Origin of the sequence: Tolypothrix sp. FACHB-123 (assembly GCF_014697075.1) — a bacterium.
In the GTDB taxonomy this organism is placed as follows: Bacteria; Cyanobacteriota; Cyanobacteriia; order Cyanobacteriales; family Nostocaceae; genus Aulosira.
The window spans coordinates 1-20,847 of the sequence record NZ_JACJRE010000098.1; the positions used below are offsets into that span (position 1 = coordinate 1).

Here is a 20,847-nt window from a genome sequence, read left to right on the forward strand (position 1 = left end):
TGGTTACATTCCTTGTTCTCTAGAGAACAAGGAATGTAACCAAGGAATGCAGACATACCCTCTTGTATATAGATATGTCTGCACAAGTCATTTTGTCTAGCCTGGTGTATTCAAAACCTCTTGTACATGGATATCTATGCCGATAGTCTGCATTCATAACGTCTTGTACATAGATAGCGCAACCCTCTTGTATACCAGTATCTGCAATAAACCCTCTTGTACAGATATAGCTAAAGATGGTGATATATATAAACCCTTTTGTACATAGATAGCTCTAATGGCTCATTATCTACACACATACCCACTTGTAATGCCATTGGTTAAACTGCTATTCTCTAGCCCACTTGTATAGGGATAATTGTAACGCGAACGCACCTTAATTGCACATACCCACTTGTATAGTGATAGCATGAGGTAGCGCTAGCCCGAAGGGCGACCGGGCGACCGAAACCGCGAAGCGTCTTAGTACTGGTTAGGATTATGTCTCTATTTTTTCTCAAGGCATAACCATTATCAATAAAGCTACCTTGTTGAGAATCGCGCTAAACCTTCGGGGTGTGGCTGATGCTTGCAGTGTGTAAAGCGCATTCCCCAACTTCTCTCTCTGACTAGAACCAGTCAGGACATACCAGACATGAGGTATGTCTCAGTTTTTTATCAAGGTATGTCCAGCCCCAAACGCTTACCTACTCTAGCTTTCCAGTCCCCTAGACATACCTAGACATACCTACCATACCCTTTCTCAACTTTACTAAATCCCCCCCGTTTTTTTCGTGCAGGGCTGGGGGGAGCATGAGGGGGGATAAGTAAGTATATTTTCGTAAGCATAAACTACTAAAAAAATAATAATAAAAATAATAATAATAATATTCTGGGTATAGGTATGTAAAGGGTATGTCTGTATGTCCGGTATGTCTTGCGTCTTAAAACCCTTGTCCTACAAGCATCCTAGACAGGACATACCTAAAAATGAGGTGTGTCTTTTGCTGTTTTTAGGTATGTCTATGAGGTATTTTGGGTGAGGTATGTCCGGGCTGATAGTAGGGCTTAAGTATACTACGTCAAATATATTACTTTAGTGTTTATCCTGGTTAGAGTGTAATTTATATCCAGTTAATTACTGATGATTTAGCAATCTTGCTTTGACTTTTACTAATTGCGATCGCATTTCCCCTGCCTCTACCCTTGCCCTATACCCTTGCCGTTGACTGTTGATTCTTGCTGTTGACTGTTGACCATTGACTATTGACCCTTGCGCTAGCCTTGCCCATCGCTTTTACCCTTGCTCTAGACCACTGCTGATTGTTTAAGCCTGGGGAATACCAGCCGGAGTATTAGCCTTGCGCTAGCCTTGCCCCTTGCCTGTTACCCCTTGCTTTAAACCATTGACCATTGACCCTTGACCCTTGCCTGTTGACCCTACACCACTGCTGATAACAACCGGAGTACATTTAATCGTTATAAGAGGGAATAGGGCTAGAAACGCAAAATACCCCTAGCTGTGTGATTGCTAAGGGTTTACGGGTAGTTGGGTTATTGGTTTGTAGTTATTGGTTTGTGAGTGTGGCTAGACAGGTGTGTAGATGTGGGGATGATTGGGGTAGTGGGTGGTGGGTAGTGGGTAAGGGTTGTGGGTTAGTGGGTGATATGTGGGGTAGTGGAGTAGTGGGGTAGATGTAAAGTACTTTACAGATTGGGGTGGTTAGGTTGTGGGTTATTAGCTGGGGATGTAAAGTACTTTACATATTTGTTAGTAGTGAGCTTGTTCCGTCAGTTTTTTAAATAATTCCTCTAATTTTTTACCAATTAATACTTGTTGCTCTTCATTAGTAACTTCAAATATCACCTTTATTAATCTTTCTATTTGGTCTCTACTTTCTTCTACAGTTAATTTTTTACTGGTTTGATAAGTTAATGCTGCTTGTTTTTGTTGTAGTGCAATAACATCTTTTAATTCTTCTTTTGATTCAGCATTTTCACTTAAAAATTTGATTTTAGTTTCTACACTATCGCTTAAATCATCAGTTTCGATATAATTTGAACCTTTATACCTTAAAGCTGTAGATAAGAGTACAGTTATAGCTGATATTTTTGTTTTTTGTGGTGTTTCGGGGTCATTAATGATGTTTCTTAGTTCCCTCACGGCTTCTTGAGTACCATCTATTAAATCAGCCATTGAAGCATCAAATATTGTACTAATTGCCTTCCTTTTATTTTCCGAAAAACTTGATTGTCTATGCCATAACGATATTGTTGTTTGCGTGATTCCTAATTTTATAGCTATGTCTCTTTGGCTGTATCCTGCAATCATCAACACGATGGCTCTAGCTTGAATAATTGTTAATTCTTCTTTTTTAGGCATAATGTTTTAAAAACTATTAAAAATATTTAATCAATTAATAAACCTACTCACTTTTATTATTGGTTAAGTAGGTTTATTGTTTTTATCATTCAATAACTTCAGTAATTGATTTACCTTTGTGGCGTTTGTTGTACAGATGTTTTAAGAGAATTAAACAACATCAAATCCATCTGGCACAAGTGAAGCTAAATCAATATCATCATAAATCTTTCGTCCTGGCTTGCGGTTGTCGTAAGCGTTTAACTCATGCTTGACGTTATGGTCATTAAGTCTTGTTCTGTACTTAGACTCATTATTATCTAAGTCTAAAATCGCCTTAATGGTAGCTGGTTTACTGCCTGTGAGCGCTTGAATAGCTGTTTGATTAATATGCCACTTTTGGCTTTTCTCGGTGCAATTATTATTATGAGTTTCTAAAGCATATACAGCGCGTCTGGTAAGTTCTTCAGCCCTGCCAGGATGAGTTTTGTAAGTAGCACTAGATAGCAAGTCTTTAGTGGGTATAGCCGTTAAATCTGATTCATACTGCCCTACCTTCCCGGTTACTGTCTTGGCATAGACTTGGCAAGCCTTACGAACAAAATCAGCCAAAGATATACCAGAGTGAGCTATCGCACTTTCTACCATCTGCTGAGTATCGGTATCCAGTTGTAATTGTGAAATGTTCATATCATCTAAAGTGGTTTGTGCTGATTGATTTGTTTCTGGCTGTACTTCTACTTGTGGTTCTACTTCTACTTGTGGTTCTACTTCTTGACCTTCTCTTGGCTGTTCCCATCTCTCAGTTGCAGTTGAGCAGTAGTAAAGCGCTAAATGTTCATAGCGTTCAATTTGCCCTTTACCTGAGTTAGTCCAGTAGTATCCTGGTGTGTTTGCGTCTTTGTCTGGGAATGCCTCTCTAATTGCTTTTTTTGTATGAGTTAAAGCAGCGCGAAAACTACCCTCACTTACTGCCGATTGAAGCTCTTTATATGCTGCTATGGCTGTAGATTTAATGCTTTCCTCATCTACTACACCAGCAAGCTTTGTTGCTAATTTCTGACCTATTTCGTAACCAATCTTTTCTCGTGTCATGATTAAAGTATCCTTTAAATTGTTATCCCTATACTAACCATCTTGTTGATAACTTGTCAAGAGGTTTTGTATAGGGATTTTATTAAATTCGGGTAATGCTTTCTGGCTTGATTTCATAACGTTTGTAGGCGTTTATGGTGGTTTCATCGTCATCACCTAAAACATCCTTGGCAAAGTCTGTAAAGTCGTAAGGGTCAACATTCCCATCATTCACAATTGCAGCCCTTAGATATGCAGCACGAAACTTGTGATAAGTGCGTTCTTCAGTTGGGAAGATATCCCAGGCTTTACAAGCTTCATTGAGAGTTTTAGAGAATCGTCTGTTTACTCGTTCGGGGTCTTCAGTAACAGGGAATCTTTTACCCTTTTTATCAAGCCATTGGAGGGCATTGCATACTAAATCAGCAGGTAACAAAGTAGGGATTGTAAATGGTACATCTCGCAGTGAAACAGCTTTATCACCTTGTCTAACCTTGCGGTTTTTACCTTTCAATTGACCTTTGAAAATAACCTTATACTCTTCTACTTGTTGAAAGCTGGCTGATAGGTGTACTTCTGCCATACGTCTACCAGTGGCTAGAGCAATGGCACAACTCACATCAAGCCAGTTAACATCCTCACTATTTTTGATATCAGTCAGAATGTTGTGAGCGTATTTAAGAGAATTGGTCAGATCAAGTTCTATTCGATTATCTTTCTGCCTACGTTCTTTTACAGTGTCTCGGTAGCGCGTGTTTTGACGTTCCTTGTAGCTAGCGAACTGATAGCTTAAGGCATTCCCAAAGTGGGTAATGATTGTGTTGACTGGGTTTACTAGCGCATGGTCTTTTAAATCAGTCTTGGCAGCAGATTTTAAAGCTTTTTTCAGTGCTGTAATCTGCCTTAATGCCGTGCCATATTCCTTTTCATCTTCTGGGCGTTCATCGGGGTATGTGATTTTTAGGTTTTTGGCTTCAATCGCTGCTAGTCGTTCCCAGCCGAGTAAATCTTCATTGGGTATACCTTTTTTACGCTGATTTAGCTTGTAAGGTGCAAGTGCCTCAAATTGCGGTAACAGATAGGCTACACGCTCTGATATATAAGTGTTTTCAAGTTCTTCACTCGCTTTAAGTTCTCTGGACATGGTTATGTTCCTTGATTACTTTATTTATAATTTTTGTATGTTTATATAGTAAACAAGGAACAAAAATATGTCAATACTTATCGTCTTGTATATAGATAGGTTTCATATATAGACTACCTGTCTAGGTCACAGCAAATTTGTGAAGTAACTTTTTGTCATCGTAGAAGCATGAGTTAATAAGCGTAATCATAGAGGCTACGCTCAAACTTCAGTTTATTTGTCCAAGAAAATACTTAATAATTTTATTAGATTTGTTTATTTGTTACCTTTTACTCACTTGGTCTATAATGGTACAAAAATACTATTGGCTATTGGAGGAGATACTACCATGAGCAATGAAAACATTGAACAGTTTTTAAAAGAGCATTCAGATATCGTAGAAGCTTACATTCTTGTAAACGAGTTAAAAGTTTATCTCAATTGCAAGAATGATTTTCAGCCATCTGTAACAATCAAGGTTTATAAAAATACTATTTTAGAACGACAACCTTACACATTTAAGCTGAGTCATTATATAAAAACACCAGCACAAGCTGGAGTATATATTCCGTCTATAACTTCTTATGATACTGAAATTATGGCTATTGACCAGGCAATCAAATCCTTAACTACTTTTATTAATAGTGCTATTGCGGAAGGTTATACAGCTTCAGAAGATTGGCTTATTCCTAATCAAAGTTGGTATTGATGAATAATCTAGGTTTTTAGTCCTTACTAATAGGCAAAAATAGTAAACACCCTAAGTATTAAATTTTCAAATATCTAGGGTGTTTACGTTTGAGATTATCTACTACAATTTTGACTATTGAGTTTTACGAGGTGGTAACCCCTTTTGTCTAGGTTGAACTGTCAAAGGATTTATCGCCTCTGTAGGAAAACTAAAATGGTCTTTATAAGCTTCATAATCACCATCACGCAATACAAAAATACGTCTTTTAAAAGGGGTTTTACCTTTTCTATCAGGAGGTGCATTATCTTCTAGCTGTGCATAACCTACAATCTTTTCATTTCCATACTTTTTGTGGACTGATATTACTGCATCAGTAATTCTGTCTCTTTTAGGAAAATGTGCAAAAGTTTCTCTCAGCCAAGGGTAATCATTTAGGTCATAAAGCCAAACAATTTTTTTCTCTTGTGTTAAATCAAGGCTTGTAAACATTTTCTCAATAGTGATAAATTTCTTAATTCACTATACTCACTAAATTATTTAATGTGTCTAAATTCATAATTTCATTACAGTAAGCAAAAAGTAAGACTAGCCTGTGTATAAGATTTTCAAACTCTTCAAACGTTTAAATTTGGAATAACCATGTTGCTTTTCATAGTTCCCAGATTTTACAGCCGACTAAGCAAAAAGTAAGTAAAAATTACTCCGTAGTGCTGGAATCGAGCATGGTGAGTCATTTCCAGAACTAATGCTGCTCACCCTAGTTTAAACACAGTGTAAAACCGCGCCAAATCTCGCCATCGTTTCAAATGGCTACACCTGCTCTATACCAATGGCGAGTTTCATACTGTCGCAATTTGGCGAGATTCAAAACAGCTTATCAATGTACTCTTGTAGGTCACTGCGCTTAACTCGCCAGCTTTTACCAATCTGCTTGGCTTTCAATTGTCCTGAGTTAATCGCATCTCTAAGAAATTCCCTAGACAAGCCAGTTAAAGCTTGTGCCTCAGCAATGGTCAGCAACAACTTATCAGCAATGGGTACTAGTGGCTGATTGTCTGCCTTGCCTAGTAAAGCCTCAATGATTCCAGATAACTTTTCAATTACGCCAAATTCCGAAACCTCGTCAAATCTCGCAATCTCGCCAGGGCTATGTGTGAGTTTACCTGTCTGTTGCTGTGGCTCTGTCGTATTTTGGCGAGGTTCAAAGGCAGGTTTAATCGTTGGCTGTTCTAGTTCGGCTTTAAAGGCTTCTAATTCTGTAGCATCAAAATTAGCAGTTGATCGGGTTTTGCCTTTCTCGTACTTGACGCTGATTTTACCTTGCTGGACATATCGCTCTAATGCTCTAACGCTTACGCCTAGATAATCTGCTGCTTCTTGCTTGTTCATAAATATCGCCAAATATCGACAGTCGCAAAAATACTATCAGATTGTTGGCGAGTTTTGGCGAACTTTTATTAGGTATCCTATATTTACATCTCATCTAATTGTTTTCGTAAAGAGTCTAATTCTGCATCAACTACACTGTTATCTTGATGTTTAGAGTCTTGTCCGTTGCTTACCCCTAATGGCATCTGAAGTTTTAAATTTGACAGTAAATCATCAAATTCAATCTCAGCATCAGCAGATTTATAATAATAGCTTTCTAGAATGGAAAACTCATCTTCTGTTTGACGAATTAATTTTATCTCTGCTAATTGTTTTTCTACTTGATTAAGAATTTGACTAGTTACTTTCTGTTGCTCAAGTAGTTTAATTTTAATCGATTCTAATTCGCGCTCAACCTTGTTTAATTTATTTTCTAATTTAAATTGACAATTATTAACTTTATAAGTATCTTGAACGTTTACTAGGTTTTCGCCTGTTATGAAACGTTTTTTAACCTCATTCCATCTAACCTTCAATCTGTTAATTTCATCAGTTTGATTTCGATGATATTTCATCTCTATAAATTTATGGGCAGCAATAGCCTCTATAAAACTTTCTCGTAGTTCTTCTAAAAAATCTTCAGACATATAATTAACGTGGGTAACAGCTAATAAATTCTCGAAAGACCCAACCCCATATTATGTATCGACTGTTTTCATATCCACCTACATTACTGCGAGGCTGTTTCGCCTCGATGTCGTCAAACCAGCATTACTCTACCCATCTAAGCTTTATCGCTCGCATCCTATGCCGTCGTTATCTCTATCTAATTTATGTGGATCGGGCTGGTTGACTCTGAATCTACGATATGAGATATCTTTGCAATCTAAATCCGGCGAATTAGGTGGAAGACAGAAGTCAGGATATGACGGATCACATTGTTGTTGTGGTTGAGCTACTACTGACTGAGGAGTAGTGTTCTTGCTTCGCCTAAAATCCCACGGCATAAGTGGTTTAGGTTGATTCCAGAATCCTAGTTTTTGCTGTTTAGCAGTGGCTTCAGCTTTGATAAATTGGTCTTTAGTGCTGGCACAACCTTTTAAATATTGCCTGTAAACTACTGCCTGTCCTTCCTGAACCATGTTGAGATTAATAGAGCGATCGCCTACATAAACCTCAGCCACAACTCGCTTGTACTTATCTCGGTCAACTTGCCTAACTTTGATAGATTGACCAACTGGCAGTAATTGTTTGAGTCGGGCTGCTGACTGTTGTCCCCAAGGTTGTTGTTTTAGTTCGGGAGCATCAATACACGCTAACCGGATAGTTACAGCTTGTCCTTGCTGGTTCTGTGCCCGTAGTGTATCGCCATCTCCAACACTAACTACGGTCATAGCTGGTAAGTTGGTTTGAGCCACGGATGGAAGCCCAGAGACAAGCATTGTGGCGATTGCAAGGACAGCAGTTTTATTCATAGTTAAGTGACTAAATATATTAGCTGGTAATAAACTTAACTTGTTATAGCTTTAATCGTCCGTGATATAGATCAATTAGACGACTAGGACGGTTACAGGTAAAAGTATTGAGGGATTGCCCGAATACCTTACAACGCCTTAGAAGCTGCTATCTGTCGCAGATTTTCTACTATCCGATGCCCTAAATCTTCTTGCTTGTTCTCCTGTAATATTTCCTCAATCTGCTGCCGTTCTACACCATTTCCGTCAAGGTAAAAATTAAGCAGTAGCTCGACAAACAGCTTGTTGTTGTGAGTTACCTGGTTTATTAAGTCATTAAGCATTGTAATCACCATCAGACAAAGCGATGCTCGTAGATTATAGTATTAGCGCAAAATAGCGTTTGTCTAGATAAAGTCCATTATTTTGACTAGCCTGATTGTTGCTTTTAATACTTCTCGGTTTTATCAGGCTAGTAAGCAAAAAGTAAGCAAAAATTTCTACGTAGTGCTGGAATCGAGTACTAGAAGTCATTTCCAGAGCTATTACCTCGCAACATTATTGCTCGGTCGCACATAGGTATCATCTCTTTTCCGTACTACTATTAATTTATTTATTAAATTGTTGACAGCTTTAAGTAACACATTTTACTCTGTTGCCTAAGTGTGTTGTATTCCATCTACACACCTCACTAGAACCTTGAAAACCGTATAACTTCGTTAACCTGTGTCGATGCCTTGTCCAGTAACGCTTTCAGGCTACAAAATTGACCTTTTTTTGAAAAATATTTTGTGTTTTTCAGAGGTGTGTCGATTGTGGTATCTGAAACGCTTATGCTGTAAGGCTTCTAGAAGTGAACTCTTTACCGATTGCTCTAAATCGGAATTAATGGAAACTGAATCATCTAAAGAAACAATTCTAGCTCCACGAAGCCAGAACTTTACCGATTGCTCTAAATCGGAATTAATGGAAACCCAACAGTAGCAACGCGGATAGCAGAACCCAAGTTAACTTTACCGATTGCTCTAAATCGGAATTAATGGAAACTAGAATGGTACACCCCACATAACCAAACTCAGCCTTTACCGATTGCTCTAAATCGGAATTAATGGAAACGTCAATAAATCGAAGCCAATTTTTCCTGCAACAGCGGTTGTCTTTACCGATTGCTCTAAATCGGAATTAATGGAAACTTTGATAACTTCATCCCGGGGAGGGAATGATAGCCTGACTTTACCGATTGCTCTAAATCGGAATTAATGGAAACGGCAAGCACTGCTGCAGTGAACCGCCCCGCGTTTGACTTTACCGATTGCTCTAAATCGGAATTAATGGAAACATTGGTATCACTGGTATTGCTTTAATTTCTACTTCTAATTTGTCGCTTCCCTAATAAGAAGTGCAATTAATGGATTACAAATAAAAAGACCCTATCAGCCTTAAGTCGTTGGTAGGGTTTTTTATGACTTGATTAGATTCAATTGCTATAAATGACTCAATCCAGTTAAATTGATATCAGCCGGATTTATCAACACATGGTATTGAGCATTGATGATATCAGCGCAACAATATTTCTCGATCCAATCAGCAATAACTGATATCGCCATACCGCCACCAGTAGTAAACACAGGTGATCCATTCAAAAGTGCCTGACTGACCTTAGTTAGCAATGACTCTACAATCGGCATCTCAGAAACCCACTCGCTAAGGGCATCCTGAACAATATCACCTATCTCTACGGTTTCTGTACCATGTCTATACTTCACAGAATGCTTACCGTCTATCAATTTAGAATTTCTGAGCGCACTTTCTAGATTATCTTTCTTGAATTGAATACCACCTCTATCTATCCTAGCCAGTGCAATACTCAAGCGTTCGATAATTGCTTTCATACCGTTACCGCTACCTGGAGTTTGTTCAATCGCTTTAGGTTGTTTACCAACTTGGTAGCTTGAGAATGTCAGAGTACCACCACCTAAATCAAGAATATGAAACTCTGAGCAACCTTCAGGAATGCGTTTATTAGCTTCTAAAGATGCTCCGTAACCTTCGGGAAATAGATAATCAGTATTAGCAATTTCAATCTCAAAAATCACACCTTCATAACTAAATTGTTTCGTACCTTGCAAGATTTTAGCTATATCGTTACGTTTGCTAGAACTCAGGCTGAGTAAGCGTAGTGTGATTTTAATTCTTGCTGGCTTACCCTTATATTTACGTTCGCTAGCTATATCAGAAAGTAAGTCAGGGTGATTAGTTAAAGCACCTATCAACCATTTATCAAGGTGCTTAATTTTATTATCCTTAAAGGCTTCTACCAATTCACCATTAAGTGATGATGTCACTCTACCGACTGCATAATTTTTAGTACCAATTGAGAAACAGCCACTAATACCCGTAGGCAGTTCACCGGACACGATTTTTAGAACTGATGGATAACTACCACACCAGCCATTGATAACAAACTTGGCTCGACTGCTGCCAGCATCTAAATCTAATTTGATTGCAACTGGCTTATTCTGTCTGTTGGCTGGCTTGCGGTTTTGTTTTTCTGGTGTCAATAACTCTGGATTGTTGATAACCTCTAAACTTTTAGCGTCAATAGTGCTGGAATGATTACCGTTAGTAGCTTTCATTATTTTCTAGTTCCTTTCTAATTTCAATTTGTGCGCGGTCTGTGCGCTACTCATGCGCTAAAAATGGTCTTGTTGCGAAACTCACTCTTTTATTGCGATTGAACTGTTAAGAGAAAAATTCAATTAGCGAGAGAAACTTTTTAACAGCAACTAAAGATATTTATTAGCAATTAAACAAACATTAGTTACTGTTAATAAATCAGTTAAAAGCCGATGTCTAAAATACTGGTTATGTCTGTTGTAAAGTGCTTTCCACAGTCTTTACAGCGATAGCGTTGCTTGCCGTTCTGCTTGCCATTACGCTGTATATTGGTGCTAGAGCAGTCAGGACAGCTAGACCCTACATACCCGGAATCAGCGCTGTTTTTAGCTGATATCACATCCTTATTCTGTAAGGGTTCTAGCGTTTGTAGCTGATGGGTAGCTGATGCGTCAGCGCTGTCAGTGGTGATAGACCAGCTATTAATCACATTGTCATAAGTGTAGGTTCCAAATGACGGTAACTCAATAAAATAAGGCTTTTTATTTGGTTCCATTACTAGCGCGAATCGGTACGAATTAGGGTCTGTTTTATCGAGTCCTAATTCATCATTTTTGAGGTTACAAAACTCTGTTAACTTATCAGCAATACCCTTTAATCGTGTAGTCTCTTCAGTCGTTAGTAAATTTGTATTAGTGAGCGCGTCATACGCATTAGAACCAATATGAACATTTACGGCTGAGTTCCAATCGCTTCTATCCATACCTGGGTACTCGCTAACGTTGGCATTCTGACCTATGAATATTGCCCCAAGGTTTTGATGTGATGCTTGCTTGATGATGAAATTTACATTTGCACCTATAGCCGACTTCTTGCCCTTCGTGTGACTCATGGTCGAGTCAATCTCATCAAATACAGATAACTCAAAGGTGTCTCTACGTTCTAGACCATTTGACCTTGCGTCAACTTGTTGGGCTAAATTTGCGATCGCCTTCTCAGAATCCTTGTGATTTTTACCGACCGTTGGCAATGACCAATAATTCTTTACTGAGTCGTGCTGTGGGTTATAGAGTTTTGCGGTTCCTGCTCGATTCTTGAGAATGCATACAGCCAAGTTTTCAGCCGTTGGACTCTTACCACTCTCAGAACCTCCAGTGATTCGCACCCGTGACCAACCTTTGACAGTAGCCTCAAATTTGGTAGCAGGTATCCACAGCTTATTGATATCAGTTTCGCTAGCAGTCTTTTTCTTAGCTGGCTTACGAGTCTGTATCTCTAGAACCATCAAGCCAGATTGATAGTTAGGCGTAAACTCCGGTAGTGTCAAAGCATTGGTTAACCCTGCTAGCTGTGGTCTGTTGTCTTTGTCGTGCAACATATCAGCAGTCAGATAGACCTTATTTCTGCCAGTCGCAAAGGTCAATGTGTAGCCTGTCTCAATTTCCTGCCAGCCGATAGCATCCAAGATATAACCGTAAGCTTGATAGTAGAAATTAATGATTGCATTGCCAGCTTGGGCATAGTCGATGGTTCCTGTAAATGCCCAGGGTTTACGAAGTTGCTCTAATTCTTGTTCTAGACCATTGATTTGTTCTAGCAGTTGAGCAATCAAACTATCACGCTCTTGTAACTTCGCTACAGCTTCTTTACCAGCTTGTAACAGTTCACTGTAGTTTGTTTCGTAGCGTTCAACGTGTTGGTTATTAGAAACTACCCAATCATTAGCAATTGCTCTTACTTGTGCCTCTAGACCATCCTTTAATTGCTTAATAGTTTGTCCGGCATGGTTTTGAGTGCTGATGATATCTGATTCATATTGCTGATAGCTTACAGAACCATCAAGTAAATTATTAAGGTATTTGATAGCTATTGTTTGGGCTTTACAGCGTAACTCAATACAACCATCAATAATTTTTTCTTGCATGTCTAAGCCAACGTCTATCAAATCATTAAAGGCTGTTAGTTGGTCGTACTCATCCAATTTTTTGATGTATCGGTTACGGAACTTATCAACCTCAATCAGAATATTATTGAAATCATCAGCTATAGGTTGATAGTTTCTCATTAATGCTTCAATATGACATTCAAGCTTTTTGATAGAACGGTTATAAGTTGCTCTAACAATCTTGTGTGCCTCAGCAGTCGAGAACCTACCAACATTTTTCAAATTAGCTTTGAGTTTATTAATTTCTTCACGACTAACAATCAATTCATCATTTCGAGACTTTAAAAGCTGTAACGCTTGCTGTAATTCACTCTCTAGTCGCTGATATTCTTTTTTAGTGTGTTCTAAATCACTGGTAACTTTGGTTAAATCTCGTGAAAATTTACCAGCATCAGTTGTTCTTTCACTGACTAATTTCTTGTAATGCTCTAGTTCATCTTCATGAAGTTTAAAAGCTTTGCTAGTGGTCAATTCACCTAAAACTACACCAGCAATAGAGAAACCGATTAAAGTTTTACCAAGTTCCTTAACGGTTGTGTTCGGCTGAAATACTGCTACTGTAGAAGCTAAACCTAGACCGAACGAAAAAAAGAACAATTTATTTTTGAAACTGTTTAATGCTTGCATGGTATGATTCCTGTACTTTAATTTATGTTTTTGAGGGGACTGTATTCGCTGTACAATCCCCAATTTCTTAGACTCCGTTATTAATGGAATCCTTCAGATATTTTTGGATAATGTCCTGTGTTTGGGACTGAATACCCTTAATTTCAGCTTCTCTCTTTTGCTCTTGTGCCTCAAACTTTAAAGCCATCTGGGAAGTTTCATTAGCCAGAGCGGTCGTTGTAATTTGTGCCTGTTTTAAGCGTTCATTAGAGTGTTGTAATTTCTCTTTATCAATCTCTAATTCAACGTTTTGACGGTCAAAGCGTACAATCTCTTGATTAACCTTGACTTGCTCAGTAGCAGACTTAATTACTGATTGTTGGGCTTTGTGGTATTCCTGCTTAGTCTTGCCTACTTCATTGATGTACTTAAAGCCAGCTTGGTAGAGTTGCAATGCTCTAGTTGCACCAGCGTAATGTGCTAGCCCGTTGGTTAATTCTTGCTCTGATGCTTGCGGTAGTCCTGAAGGATGTAGTAAATCACTAGGAACTAGAGAATTAAAGTCAAGGCTAGGAATCGATAAGTCACCGTAAGGATTATTGTTGTGTTGTAACTGACTAGATGCGTAACTGTGCTGGTAGCCTGTGCCTGTGGGTGTTAATGCTTGTTTAATGTTGTTCGCAGTGTTCGCAGCAGTAGCAGCAGTTGTGGTTATTCCGTTAGCAACATTAGAAACAGTATTGGTAATTGGTTCTAACGTTGTTCCGATTGTCGATGCTATTTCTTGGGCTTTGTTGCCAACATTGGCGAATTTTTCTTTAAGCTTTGCCCTTGCTCGTTCATCACGCTCTTGGGTAATGCGTTCAATCTCTGCTTGCTTGCTTCCGTCTGGGTCTGTAATTGGTCTGACTTGTTTACGTGGCATAATTAATTTATTCCTTTGAATGTACTTGATGTAAAACACTGGATTGATTAACGGTCTTCCCAGTGTTTTTAAATGTTTTCTTGTCTTTGTACTTTCAGCTTTTCATGTTTAACTTTTAAAGCTTCAATTTTTACGCCTAAATCAATAAACTCTTGCTGCATTTCTTCAGAGATATCGAACTGTTTAAGACATTCTTCAAGATTGTCTAAATCAGTTTTGTAGTTTTCAATTTTCTTGCGAATAGTCATCTTTTTACCTCACTAAAAATTCATCTCTAAACCAGCATTAATTAAGCGTTGGATTACTGGGTCAATTTCTTCCCTCAAATCCTCAAACTCTTGGATAGCTTGGGGCGATTGAGGAATAAAGCTTAAACCACTCATTACAGTAGGTTGAGTCTCGTAGGTTGTAGGGTCAAAGCATTGTGCTTGTGAACCAAAGGAATAATTTTGTCGGCGTAGCTCCCACAGAAGGTAATTAAGGGCTTCAGAAGTATTGTTAACTCCCATCTGTGAAGCTATCGAATTAAGGTAAATTTCATGATGCTTTGAGATTGTTAATCTAAGTGATTTAGGCATTTTGATTAATCCTTATTTAGTGATATTTAGCTTTTCTTGTAGATATGTTGTGATATCTTCAAAAATTAAAACCACAAGATTTATATCTTTAAGAATTTCAGAAACATCATCAGGTGATACAGCATCATCAGATATGTTTGTTGGTGGATTGAAACAACAGTAATTTTCAAGTAATTCAAGGTTCGCCGCACAAATTTTTAAAGGCTGTAAGATTTCGGTGATAGTCATGTGAAAGTTTTTGATTAAGTGTTGATAGTTGTTTAGTACTGCCGTGATAGAGCAGTAGACAAACATGTAAAGTACTTTACAGATTTATGGGAATGCACATCTATGTTTATCTTTGATACCTGGGGATAAGTGGGGATAGGTTGGTAAAGCCTTTAGGTTGTTAGTGTGGTGTTCTCTGCTTGTCTGTAATCAATATAACACCAACCGTAGTTAAACGTCATACGTTTGAATACAGTATTACTTATGCAAAGCCAATACAAGCATAAGGTAGTCGTATACAAATGTCATACGTTTGGCAGTAAATAGTGATATATTGAGATACATAAAGCAATCAGACGTATCATATAGGAGTACACTTATGTTTCTGGCTTTTTTAATGCGCGAACGTAAACCCGTATCCTACAGAATAGACAGCGCAATATTAGAGGTGTTAGGCAAACTAGCTAAAGAGCAAAACACCAGCGTGAATAGATATATTGAGACTCATTTTTTAAAGGTTGCAATTGAGCGCGGATTTTTACCAGAAGATACTGAACTTTTAGGTGAAACTAGAGGCGGTAAAAGAAAATCAAACACTGTCTCCGATTAAGAAGTCACACTAATTATGCAAATACAAATAAAAAGTAACTCTCTATATAAATAGACAACTGCCAATAATCTATGACAGACACCAGCAACGAAGATATCAGAGCGCTATTAATTCAATTAGCTCAAAGCCAGATTGAAACAAATCGTCAAATTCAAGAAACACAGCAAGAAATTCGTATTACTCAGGAAGCTGTAAGGGATACTCAAGAAATTGTGAGAGAACTAACCTCTGATGTAAATCGTGTATTGGCTCGAAGCGCGATATTAGATGATGTGCTGCTAGAATTACGTGAAAATTCCGAACAGTTTCAGCAAAATTTTATTGAGCATCAGAGAACTACTAACGCAGCCTTAAACAGCCTTGAAGCGATAAATTTAAGGCTGATAGATATTATTACTAGAGGTTAAAAATGTTAGATTCTAACGATTTTTTAGCTACTTTTAAAGATGTATTACAAGCAAAAATTAACGGTGCTACAAAAGCAGAGATAAAAAAATGCATTGAAGAATCAACAAAAAGGCAAGTAAGGGAAAAACAATTAAAAGTCTTCCAAGAATTTAAGAAAGATACGGAACTTAGCCCAGACATGCAGCGCATCATGCGTAATGTGTCAAGGCTCGAACCTCTATATATATATCTAGTAGCGAGGTCAGTTCAGTATCGAAGTATTGAGCCGAAAGTAACCATGTATGTAGATGAGATACATTTCAGCAGTTCACTTTCCGAGGCAAGGGGAACACCAGCAATAATTTATATCTTTCCAGGATATTTACGATTATCAGAAGAATTGATTGAGGATATCTTTGGTGATTATTCTGATAATGCTTTTGATGATATCTGGGCGTTTGCTCGTGGATGGGTAAAGAAAGGCTGTAAATGGAATGGTGATGAGATTCTCTTCTTTACCTAACTAAAAATGTAAAGTACTTTACACCTACTTTAAATCTACGTAAAATTGCATAAAATTTCCTAGTAGTGTATAAAGTTAGAGTTTTTTAGATCAGGGTAGTAGCATAAAAAAGTAAACGCCCCACCTAGATTGCAACTAGACAGGGCATCAATCGAAATAAATCTTAAATCTATGATATCCGAAATTAGTAGTTTTTACAACGTAGAGAGTAATGATAAAGCAGATGTTAACTGCAACAACTACATTCTAACACGCCAAACAGAAGCAAAAGCATACATAAAAGCCATCACTGGAGCCGACGATACCAAAGTTACTTTTGCTCTATTCCCGGATAAGGATAAAAATTTAGAAGCTGAAATATTTTACGGTAGCCTATCAGAACTCTGGAATATACTCTCTAACTTGAACGATAAGGGTTATGGGGTATTCATGAATGTACAAGAAACATTCAGTAAAAAGAGAAAGACCGAAGACATAGGTAAAACTAGGTCACTTTTTATAGACTTAGACGTACCAGGGGAGCAGCCAGAGTATCACTTAGATCCGAGTTTTGTAGTTAGCACATCACCGGGTAAATATCACTCTTATTGGTTGTTAGAAGAACCAGAAAAGTACTCAAAAGAAGAATTCAATGGTTATCTAGATAAGTTAATTGGACACTACAAAAGCGATAAGCACTGTAAAGACTTGGTTAGAGTGATGCGATTGCCTGGATTTTATCATCATAAAGACAAACCGTTCTTGGTCACAATCGTTAAGAATACAGGTAAAAAATATACAAAGGAAGAGGTATTAAACTTACCTAACAATTCACAAAGCATTGATACACTCTCAATCCCTATAGCAGAACATTCTAAGCCTCAGTCAGTTCCAAGTATTAATGAAGAATACAAGGAAGCATTAAAAAGTAAATGTCAATCCGTCATCACAGAAATAGGTAAGCTGGCAGAGGGTAAGCGCAACAATACTATCAATAAAAAATGCTATCAAGTAGGGGGATACTTAGCGCATACACCTGAGCTTATAATTTGGTTTAAAGCAGAGTTTGAAGCCAATTTAGACAAGTGGATAAAAACCAAGGGATGGGGTAGCAGAGAAAAAACCCTAGAGACAGTTGCAAACGCTCTAGAAGCAGGCAGTAAAAACCCCTTAAAATTAGAACAAAAAAATAACAATGCCTCTGCTTCAAAACCGTCTAAACATACATCCTTAAAAAGTCATATCCTGGACTGGTTAAAAGAAGTTGGCGATGTGGAATGGAATGAAATGGGTCTTTGCTTGGAGCTAAACCGAGAACCCATAGAAGCGGAGACAATGCGCCAAATGTTTCTTGATGATATATGGTGGGTAGATGCTCCCAAGGAAATGTTCAGAGATATTGTTGTCTACTTAGGGAAGCAAAACTTTTACCATCCCGTAAGAGAATATCTCGAAAATCTATCTGCAACTTTGGATGAGTCTGCATTGAACACTCTTTATGAAGCTATGGGAGTAAACAACCCGCTTCATAAACTATTAATCAGAAAGTTCCTAATAGCTTGCGTAGCCAGAGCACTAAGACCGGGGATTAAGCATGATAACGTTTTAGTACTTAAAGGCAAACAGGGAACGGGTAAAACTACATTTTTTGAGACTCTGTTTAGTAAAGAATTCTTCCAAACGCTAGGCAAGCACCGGACAGAAGCCGACGAAATAATGGCTCTAACATCGACTTGGTGTAGTGAGTACGGGGAATTGGAAACAGCACTAGGGTATAAGAGCGTAAGTGAGATGAAAAATTTCCTTACTAGAAATTTTGACATTTATCGCCCACCCTATGGAGAAAAACAGATAAAGACACCGCGCTCTTTTGCGATTGTGGGCACGACCAACCAAGATACTTTTTTATCAGATTCCACAGGTAACAGACGATTTTGGGTAGTTGAAATTTTTGAAACTATTAATAATGCAAAGGTAGAGGCGATAAGGGATGATGTTTGGGCGATAGCAAAGACATTATTTTTAGCTGGCGAAGCCCATTATCTAGACAGGAAAGATGATGAATTTTTGGCAGAACAAAACGTATCGAATTACGAAACAGAAGACTTACTCACTCCTGACATTTTAAGGCTAGCAAAAACTAGAGAATGGATATCTATTAAATGGCTAGCGGAAGAGCTTAAGCTACCCGTTGAGCGCAAAACAGATATGCGTATAAGTGATATTTTAAGAAAAAATAAATGTACAAGAGAACGTAAGACAATCAATAGTGAAAAATGTGTGTATTGGAGATTTAATCAACACTGGGACGAACGCTACAAAGAGATTGAAGCAAGCAGACAGAAAGAAGAGAATAAAAAAATCAATAAAGAAGTATTAATACGCAGTGCATTCCTGGATATTTCTACAAAAGATACAGAAAATAATGCAGCAGAACACATTGTAATTTGTGGTGAAGACAACACAGTAGACATATTATCAACTGAATCTGAAATAATTTCTGATATGTGTGAAAGAGTTGTTTCTAAGCATAGAGAAACATTAAACAAGGAAGGTGTAGACAGGCTGATAATAAGGGACGGCAATACTAACGGAGAATTGATAGTAAAGTCATTTTCTTTAATAAGTGAAGCAGAAAAAAAAGAGATAACAGAATGTGTTGCTTACATCGAAAGCACTATGAAAAGTAAATAGTCTTACGTTACATACAAATTTGTAGAAAGGTGAATTATTTTTATGATTCACCTGATTTTAATGACTTAATCTGTAAAGTACTTTACATCTCCCTAGTACACCCTTACTACCCACCTACCCAATCATTCCCACATCTACACACCTGTACAGCCACCTAACCAACAACAAAACAACCAATAACCACAAACCAATAACCCAACTACCCGTAAACCCTTAGCAATCACACAGCTAGGGGTATTTTGCGTTTCTAGCCCTATTCCCTCTTATAACGATTAAATGTACTCCGGTTGTTATCAGCAGTGGTGTAGGGTCAACAGGCAAGGTCAAGGGTCAATGGTCAATGGTTTAAAGCAAGGGGTAACAGGCAAGGGGCAAGGCTAGCGCAAGGCTAATACTCCGGCTGGTATTCCCCAGGCTTAAACAATCAGCAGTGGTCTAGAGCAAGGGTAAAAGCGATGGGCAAGGCTAGCGCAAGGGTCAATAGTCAATGGTCAACAGTCAACAGCAAGAATCAACAGTCAACGGCAAGGGTATAGGGCAAGGGTAGAGGCAGGGGAAATGCGATCGCAATTAGTAAAAGTCAAAGCAAGATTGCTAAATCATCAGTAATTAACTGGATATAAATTACACTCTAACCAGGATAAACACTAAAGTAATATATTTGACGTAGTATACTTAAGCCCTACTATCAGCCCGGACATACCTCACCCAAAATACCTCATAGACATACCTAAAAACAGCAAAAGACACACCTCATTTTTAGGTATGTCCTGTCTAGGATGCTTGTAGGACAAGGGTTTTAAGACGCAAGACATACCGGACATACAGACATACCCTTTACATACCTATACCCAGAATATTATTATTATTATTTTTATTATTATTTTTTTAGTAGTTTATGCTTACGAAAATATACTTACTTATCCCCCCTCATGCTCCCCCCAGCCCTGCACGAAAAAAACGGGGGGGATTTAGTAAAGTTGAGAAAGGGTATGGTAGGTATGTCTAGGTATGTCTAGGGGACTGGAAAGCTAGAGTAGGTAAGCGTTTGGGGCTGGACATACCTTGATAAAAAACTGAGACATACCTCATGTCTGGTATGTCCTGACTGGTTCTAGTCAGAGAGAGAAGTTGGGGAATGCGCTTTACACACTGCAAGCATCAGCCACACCCCGAAGGTTTAGCGCGATTCTCAACAAGGTAGCTTTATTGATAATGGTTATGCCTTGAGAAAAAATAGAGACATAATCCTAACCAGTACTAAGACGCTTCGCGGTTTCGGTCGCCCGGTCGCCCTTCGGGCTAGCGCTACCTCATGCTATCACTATACAAGTGGGTATGTGCAATTAAGGTGCGTTCGCGTTACAATTATCCCTATACAAGTGGGCTAGAGAATAGCAGTTTAACCAATGGCATTACAAGTGGGTATGTGTGTAGATAATGAGCCATTAGAGCTATCTATGTACAAAAGGGTTTATATATATCACCATCTTTAGCTATATCTGTACAAGAGGGTTTATTGCAGATACTGGTATACAAGAGGGTTGCGCTATCTATGTACAAGACGTTATGAATGCAGACTATCGGCATAGATATCCATGTACAAGAGGTTTTGAATACACCAGGCTAGACAAAATGACTTGTGCAGACATATCTATATACAAGAGGGTATGTCTGCATTCCTTGGTTACATTCCTTGTTCTCTAGAGAACAAGGAATGTAACCA

The 20,847-nt window shown here is 38.2% G+C and carries 19 protein-coding genes, 1 pseudogene and 1 CRISPR repeat array; of the genes and pseudogenes, 6 read left to right on the forward strand and 14 right to left on the reverse strand.

Going from position 1 to position 20,847, the window contains the following annotated elements:
• Window positions 1–1,503 precede the first annotated feature (1,503 nt).
• Window positions 1,504–1,674 carry a hypothetical protein gene (locus H6G41_RS32375; RefSeq protein ID WP_190752269.1) on the forward strand — a complete coding sequence of 57 codons (171 nt, stop codon included), beginning with the start codon at window positions 1,504–1,506 and terminating at the stop codon, window positions 1,672–1,674.
• Window positions 1,675–1,750: 76 nt separating this feature from the next.
• Here H6G41_RS32375 and H6G41_RS32380 read toward each other — a convergent pair whose 3' ends face one another.
• The 3 genes from H6G41_RS32380 to H6G41_RS32390 form a co-directional block, all read right to left on the reverse strand.
• The gene (locus H6G41_RS32380; protein ID WP_190752271.1) at window positions 1,751–2,362 is read right to left on the reverse strand and encodes a helix-turn-helix domain-containing protein; all 612 of its coding nucleotides are present in this window, start codon (window positions 2,360–2,362) and stop codon (window positions 1,751–1,753) included.
• A gap of 150 nt (window positions 2,363–2,512) precedes the next feature.
• Window positions 2,513–3,436: a hypothetical protein gene (locus H6G41_RS32385; RefSeq protein WP_190752273.1), complete on the reverse strand. Its 924-nt coding sequence runs from the start codon at window positions 3,434–3,436 to the stop codon at window positions 2,513–2,515.
• An 82-nt stretch (window positions 3,437–3,518) separates the two neighbouring features.
• A complete protein-coding gene (locus H6G41_RS32390; protein ID WP_190752275.1) occupies window positions 3,519–4,559 on the reverse strand; it encodes a protelomerase family protein in 1,041 nt (346 codons plus the stop codon).
• Between the two features lie 328 nt (window positions 4,560–4,887).
• On the opposite strand from H6G41_RS32390, the gene H6G41_RS32395 reads away from it, so the two are divergent.
• Window positions 4,888–5,247, forward strand: coding sequence for a hypothetical protein (locus H6G41_RS32395; RefSeq protein WP_190752277.1), 360 nt, complete (start codon window positions 4,888–4,890; stop codon window positions 5,245–5,247).
• 114 nt (window positions 5,248–5,361) lie between these two features.
• On the opposite strand, the gene H6G41_RS32400 is transcribed toward H6G41_RS32395, so the two are convergent.
• The 11 genes and pseudogenes from H6G41_RS32400 to H6G41_RS32450 all read right to left on the reverse strand — a co-directional run bounded on the left by H6G41_RS32400 (window position 5,362) and on the right by H6G41_RS32450 (window position 14,949).
• The gene (locus tag H6G41_RS32400; protein ID WP_190752279.1) at window positions 5,362–5,718 is read right to left on the reverse strand and encodes a DUF6009 family protein; all 357 of its coding nucleotides are present in this window, start codon (window positions 5,716–5,718) and stop codon (window positions 5,362–5,364) included.
• A gap of 375 nt (window positions 5,719–6,093) precedes the next feature.
• Window positions 6,094–6,618: a helix-turn-helix domain-containing protein gene (locus tag H6G41_RS32405; RefSeq protein ID WP_190752281.1), complete on the reverse strand. Its 525-nt coding sequence runs from the start codon at window positions 6,616–6,618 to the stop codon at window positions 6,094–6,096.
• An 83-nt stretch (window positions 6,619–6,701) separates the two neighbouring features.
• Complete coding sequence (locus tag H6G41_RS32410) at window positions 6,702–7,244, reverse strand: hypothetical protein (protein WP_190752283.1); 543 nt, start codon at window positions 7,242–7,244, stop codon at window positions 6,702–6,704.
• A 144-nt stretch (window positions 7,245–7,388) separates the two neighbouring features.
• On the reverse strand, window positions 7,389–8,072 hold the full coding sequence (locus H6G41_RS32415) for a thermonuclease family protein (RefSeq protein ID WP_190752285.1): 684 nt from the start codon (window positions 8,070–8,072) through the stop codon (window positions 7,389–7,391).
• Window positions 8,073–8,200: 128 nt separating this feature from the next.
• Window positions 8,201–8,395 carry a hypothetical protein gene (locus tag H6G41_RS32420; protein ID WP_190752287.1) on the reverse strand — a complete coding sequence of 65 codons (195 nt, stop codon included), beginning with the start codon at window positions 8,393–8,395 and terminating at the stop codon, window positions 8,201–8,203.
• 516 nt (window positions 8,396–8,911) lie between these two features.
• Window positions 8,912–9,390: a CRISPR direct-repeat array (repeat unit 36 nt; unit sequence CTTTACCGATTGCTCTAAATCGGAATTAATGGAAAC).
• A gap of 145 nt (window positions 9,391–9,535) precedes the next feature.
• Window positions 9,536–10,687: a hypothetical protein gene (locus H6G41_RS32425; protein WP_190752289.1), complete on the reverse strand. Its 1,152-nt coding sequence runs from the start codon at window positions 10,685–10,687 to the stop codon at window positions 9,536–9,538.
• A 239-nt stretch (window positions 10,688–10,926) separates the two neighbouring features.
• A pseudogene (locus tag H6G41_RS35515) lies at window positions 10,927–11,028 on the reverse strand (IS1 family transposase); the annotation flags it as partial.
• A 2,278-nt stretch (window positions 11,029–13,306) separates the two neighbouring features.
• The gene (locus H6G41_RS32435; RefSeq protein WP_190752293.1) at window positions 13,307–14,143 is read right to left on the reverse strand and encodes a hypothetical protein; all 837 of its coding nucleotides are present in this window, start codon (window positions 14,141–14,143) and stop codon (window positions 13,307–13,309) included.
• Window positions 14,144–14,211: 68 nt separating this feature from the next.
• On the reverse strand, window positions 14,212–14,391 hold the full coding sequence (locus tag H6G41_RS32440; RefSeq protein WP_190752295.1) for a hypothetical protein: 180 nt from the start codon (window positions 14,389–14,391) through the stop codon (window positions 14,212–14,214).
• 12 nt (window positions 14,392–14,403) lie between these two features.
• Entirely contained in the window at window positions 14,404–14,721 is a 318-nt protein-coding gene (locus H6G41_RS32445; protein WP_190752297.1) for a hypothetical protein, read from the reverse strand.
• A 12-nt stretch (window positions 14,722–14,733) separates the two neighbouring features.
• Window positions 14,734–14,949 (reverse strand): hypothetical protein, encoded by a 216-nt coding sequence (locus H6G41_RS32450; protein ID WP_190752299.1) that lies wholly within the window; start codon window positions 14,947–14,949, stop codon window positions 14,734–14,736.
• Between the two features lie 358 nt (window positions 14,950–15,307).
• Between H6G41_RS32450 and H6G41_RS32455 the strand changes: the two genes are divergently transcribed.
• The 4 genes from H6G41_RS32455 (at window position 15,308) to H6G41_RS32470 (ending at window position 19,121) form a co-directional block, all read left to right on the forward strand.
• Complete coding sequence (locus H6G41_RS32455) at window positions 15,308–15,538, forward strand: hypothetical protein (protein ID WP_190752301.1); 231 nt, start codon at window positions 15,308–15,310, stop codon at window positions 15,536–15,538.
• Window positions 15,539–15,609: 71 nt separating this feature from the next.
• A complete protein-coding gene (locus H6G41_RS32460) occupies window positions 15,610–15,945 on the forward strand; it encodes a hypothetical protein (RefSeq protein ID WP_190752303.1) in 336 nt (111 codons plus the stop codon).
• Between the two features lie 2 nt (window positions 15,946–15,947).
• Complete coding sequence (locus H6G41_RS32465) at window positions 15,948–16,448, forward strand: hypothetical protein (protein ID WP_190752305.1); 501 nt, start codon at window positions 15,948–15,950, stop codon at window positions 16,446–16,448.
• 171 nt (window positions 16,449–16,619) lie between these two features.
• Window positions 16,620–19,121 (forward strand): VapE domain-containing protein, encoded by a 2,502-nt coding sequence (locus tag H6G41_RS32470; RefSeq protein WP_190752307.1) that lies wholly within the window; start codon window positions 16,620–16,622, stop codon window positions 19,119–19,121.
• Window positions 19,122–20,847: the final 1,726 nt, after the last annotated feature.